Below are 4236 nucleotides of genomic sequence, written 5' to 3'. Positions count from 1 at the left end.
ATTCAACTTTGTGGGGGAAAGAAAACGAAATGCCATAGATACAATGTATCTATGGCATTTCTGTCTTTCTCCCTCGTTTTAATGCTATTCCCGTTATTGCTAATATAGAATCCGTGGATACGACGTAATTCATAATTGAATGATTTTCTTTTGAGATTTGTGCCCAAGGGAAAGGGAGCGGTGCTTCTCGAGTTAGAGAGTGCAACGATTTGGTTTGAAGAACGTGCTATCAACAAATCGAACTGAAAAGCAGTGATGAAGTTTGAGCGGGTTTCTCTAAATTGCGAGCAATCAACCTATTTGGTAAATTCTGGATGAGTTGTATGAAACAATATAAAGCACCAAGAAGATGATAACGAAGAATCTGGTGGATTTTATTGTCGTAGTAATGGGGAAGTGCATTAAATGCGAATTAGCAGGAGTTAGAAATTTATTTCTTACTCCTGCTTTGAGGCTTTAAAGGCGAAAGACGTAAGGCAAGAGGTGGTGCCCCATTACAACGACAATGAAAAAATCCGCAAGGATTCGAAGTTATCATTTTCATCACTAATTTTTTTGCTTCATAAATGGAAACTCTTGCAGAAAAAGTGTATACTAAATAGGTATGATTGTGAGGTGGCGAAATGGCCAATTATAGTTATCCAATTGATTTGGAATGGTCGCATGAAGAGATGAATAAAGTCATCAAACTTTGGAATGCGGTCGAAGAGGCTTACGAAAAAGGGATTCAAGTAGAAGCTTTTAAAAAAGCGTACCAAGAATTTAAAACGATAGTCCGTAGTATCGGTGAAGAGAAGAGACTGGGTCGTGAATTCGAGGAAGCATCTGGATATAGCCTGTATCGTGTGGTCCAAGCAAGTAAAAACGCAACAAAAATTATTCGTATGGAAGGATTGAAAAAATAATGGATTTATTAGCAACACACCTATTAGTAAATGACTGGATTATGGAGGCTGGACAAAAAATCCGTCACAGCTTTGGTGAACCATTAAAAGTAGATACAAAAACAAGCCGTAACGACTTAGTAACAAACGTGGATAAAGAAATCGAACAATTCTTTATCGCTAAAATTCGCGAACAATTCCCAACACATAAAATCATGGGAGAAGAAGGTTTCGGTGACGAATTAACTTCAATGGACGGGTATGTTTGGTTAATCGACCCAATCGATGGCACTTTAAACTTCGTGAAACGTCAAGAAGACTTCGGTATTATGATTGCTTTATATAAAGATGGCGTAGGTCTATTAGGTTACATTTACGATGTCATGCGTGATCGCTTCGTATACGGTATTAAAGATTACGGTGCCTATTGCAACGGTCGTCGTCTTTCAACTCCTGAAATCCACAGCATTGGCGACAGCTCCATTAACGTGAATGGATTTATGTTATTAGAAGCGACTGAAAAAGAAGCAGAAATGATTCGTAAAGCAATGGTTACTCGTACTTACGGTGCTTCTTCAATCGAGCATATCCAAGTGATTTTAGGAAAATCTGTAGCGTATGTTTCAACATTATTAGCTCCTTGGGATATCGCACCAGGAATGGTGATTGCTAAAGAATTAGGATTACACTACAGTACAGTGGATGGAAAAGAAGTGGACTTCTTAGTTCCTAACAAGAAGACAACAGGTGTTATCTGTTCTAAAGATATTGCTGACGAAATTATCGCAGCGTTTAAATAAAAATGAGTGGAGGGGCGTAAGATTTTACGCCTCTTTCTTTTAAAGGAGAACATATGAATATTGCAGTTTATTGCGCCGCGAGTCAGAGTAATTGCTCTGAATTTGATACAAAAACAGAAGAACTAGGGAAGTGGATGGCAAAAAATCACTACACGCTTGTCTATGGTGGTGGAAATACTGGACTAATGGGAATAGTAGCGACTGCCGTGATGAATGAAGGTGGAGAAGTTATTGGCGTGATGCCGAAGTTTTTTGTAGACCGTGAAATTGCGAAACAAGATATCACGAAACTTCATATTGTCGATACGATGTCCGAGCGTAAAAACCAGATGATCGAACTCAGTGAAGTGTACATTGCGCTTCCTGGTGGTCCAGGAACTCTCGAAGAAATTGCAGAAGTGGTTTCTTGGGTGCGTGTAGGCCAAACAAGTGGCATTTGTATCTTCTATAATATGGAAGGATATTATGATTATTTAGAAGCCTTTTTCAACAAAATGGTGGAGACAAACTTGCTGAGCATTGATGACAGAAGCAGTATTCATTTTGCGAAAACATTGGATGAAATTGAAGAGTTGATTGAGGCTTATAAAAAGCGTTAGAAGTGATTCTAGCGCTTATTTTTAATAGCGAAAAGGTTGGAACTTTGTTATAATAAAGGATATGAGTTTAAGGGAGGGCAATGAATGGAATTAGAAAAAACAACGCAAATGAACTTGCTTGTAGAATTCTATGGCAGCCTTTTAACCGATAAACAACTCGAATATATGGAGCTCTATTATGGGGATGATTATTCGCTTGGTGAAATTGCCGAAGAATTTGACGTAAGCCGTCAAGCGGTATATGATAATATCCGCCGCTCGGGAAAGTTATTAGAAAACTACGAAGAAAAATTACATCTGGTCGCTGATTTCTATAAACGCCAAGAGCACTATGATGAATTAGAAAAAGAGATTCAAAAAAACTATCCTGAGGCAACACAGCTTGCTTCAATCGTTTCAAAATTACAAGAGATGAATAAATAAACTCAAGGAGTGAAATTATGGCATTCGAAGGATTATCAGATCGCCTGCAAAATGCGATGACTTCCGTTTCTCGAAAAGGAAAGATTACGGAAGCTGACTTAAAACAAATGATGCGTGAAGTGCGTCTTGCGCTTTTAGAAGCCGACGTTAACTTCAAAGTTGTAAAAGATTTCGTGCGTAAAGTCAACGAACGTGCATTAGGAGCTAATGTGCTTGAAGCATTATCACCAGCACAACAAGTCGTTAAAATCGTTAACGAAGAATTAACAGAATTAATGGGGGGCGAACAATCGCCGTTCCGTTTCGAAGCGAAACCACCAACAGTTGTGATGATGGTCGGTTTACAAGGGGCCGGTAAAACAACAACTGCTGGTAAACTCGCTTCCTTCATGGCAAAACATGAAAAGAAACGTCCCTTACTAGTTGCTGCCGACGTGTACCGTCCAGCCGCGATTGACCAATTACAAACATTAGGGAAACAATTAAACTTTCCAGTGTTCTCACTTGGAAATCAAGTGAGCCCAGTGGAAATCGCCAAACAAGCGATTGAAAAAGCGAAAATTGATGGTCGCGACTTAGTGATTATCGATACGGCCGGTCGTTTGCATATTGACGAAAACTTGATGGAAGAATTACAAAACATCAAGGCAGTCGCAAATCCAAGCGAAATCTTACTCGTTGTCGACTCAATGACAGGGCAAGATGCCGTAAACGTAGCTCAGACATTCAACGAACGTCTGGACATCACAGGGGTTATCCTTACAAAACTTGATGGGGACACTCGTGGTGGTGCGGCTCTATCTATCCGTTCTGTTACAGGAAAACCAATTAAATTTACAGGTCGTGGGGAAAAATTAGAAGACTTCGAAATCTTCTACCCAGAACGTATGGCTTCTCGTATTCTTGGTATGGGGGATATGATGACCCTTATTGAGAAGGCGCAACAAGACTTCGATGAAGCCAAAGCGCAAGAGATGGCGGATAAAATTAAAGCCAACACTTTTGACTTTAATGACTTTATCGACCAATTAGACCAAGTGAATAAGATGGGACCACTAGAAGACATCTTGAAGATGATTCCAGGGTTAAATAAAATGGCTGGTCTAAACGACTTAAAAGTGGATCCAAAAGATACAGCTCGTATGAAAGCGATCGTCTTATCAATGACTCCACAAGAGCGTGAAAATCCAGATATCTTATCACAAGCTCGTCGTAAACGGATTGCGGCAGGTTCGGCACGTCCTTTAGCAGAAGTGAACCGTTTAATCAAACAGTTCAACGAATCTAAGAAGATGATGAACCAAATGTCTAATGGGAATATGAAAGGCCTAGAAGGCATGATGAACCAAATGGGCATGGGCGGACGTGGAAACAAGCTCGCTCAAATCGGCATGCAACAATACGCACGCCGTCAAAAACAAAATAAATTGAAAAAATTAAAGAAAAAACGTTAGGAAACAGCGTTATAAAATAATTTAAACCGCAACATCTTACTCTCGAGTAAGGTTGCGGTTTTTTTATGGCGATCAT

Annotated in this window: 5 protein-coding genes; all 5 read left to right on the top strand. The window is 39.6% G+C overall.

What is annotated here, in order from left to right:
- Positions 1 to 623 precede the first annotated feature (623 nt).
- The 5 genes from Q0594_RS08055 (at position 624) to ffh (ending at position 4160) form a co-directional block, all read left to right on the top strand.
- Positions 624 to 905, top strand: coding sequence for a UPF0223 family protein (locus Q0594_RS08055; RefSeq protein WP_298731096.1), 282 nt, complete (start codon positions 624 to 626; stop codon positions 903 to 905).
- A complete protein-coding gene (locus Q0594_RS08050) occupies positions 905 to 1684 on the top strand; it encodes an inositol monophosphatase family protein (RefSeq protein ID WP_048711175.1) in 780 nt (259 codons plus the stop codon). Before Q0594_RS08055 ends, Q0594_RS08050 begins: the two co-directional genes overlap by 1 nt.
- Positions 1685 to 1737: 53 nt before the next feature.
- Positions 1738 to 2283 carry a TIGR00730 family Rossman fold protein gene (locus tag Q0594_RS08045; RefSeq protein WP_298731094.1) on the top strand — a complete coding sequence of 182 codons (546 nt, stop codon included), beginning with the start codon at positions 1738 to 1740 and terminating at the stop codon, positions 2281 to 2283.
- An 84-nt stretch (positions 2284 to 2367) separates the two neighbouring features.
- Positions 2368 to 2706 carry a putative DNA-binding protein gene (locus tag Q0594_RS08040; protein WP_298731093.1) on the top strand — a complete coding sequence of 113 codons (339 nt, stop codon included), beginning with the start codon at positions 2368 to 2370 and terminating at the stop codon, positions 2704 to 2706.
- 17 nt (positions 2707 to 2723) lie between these two features.
- Entirely contained in the window at positions 2724 to 4160 is a 1437-nt protein-coding gene (gene ffh, locus Q0594_RS08035) for a signal recognition particle protein (protein ID WP_298731092.1), read from the top strand.
- Positions 4161 to 4236: the final 76 nt, after the last annotated feature.

The sequence above is a fragment of the uncultured Granulicatella sp. genome, from assembly GCF_938030755.1.
Lineage (GTDB): Bacteria > Bacillota > Bacilli > Lactobacillales > Aerococcaceae > Granulicatella.
This window is presented reverse-complemented; position numbering and strand designations above follow the sequence as displayed.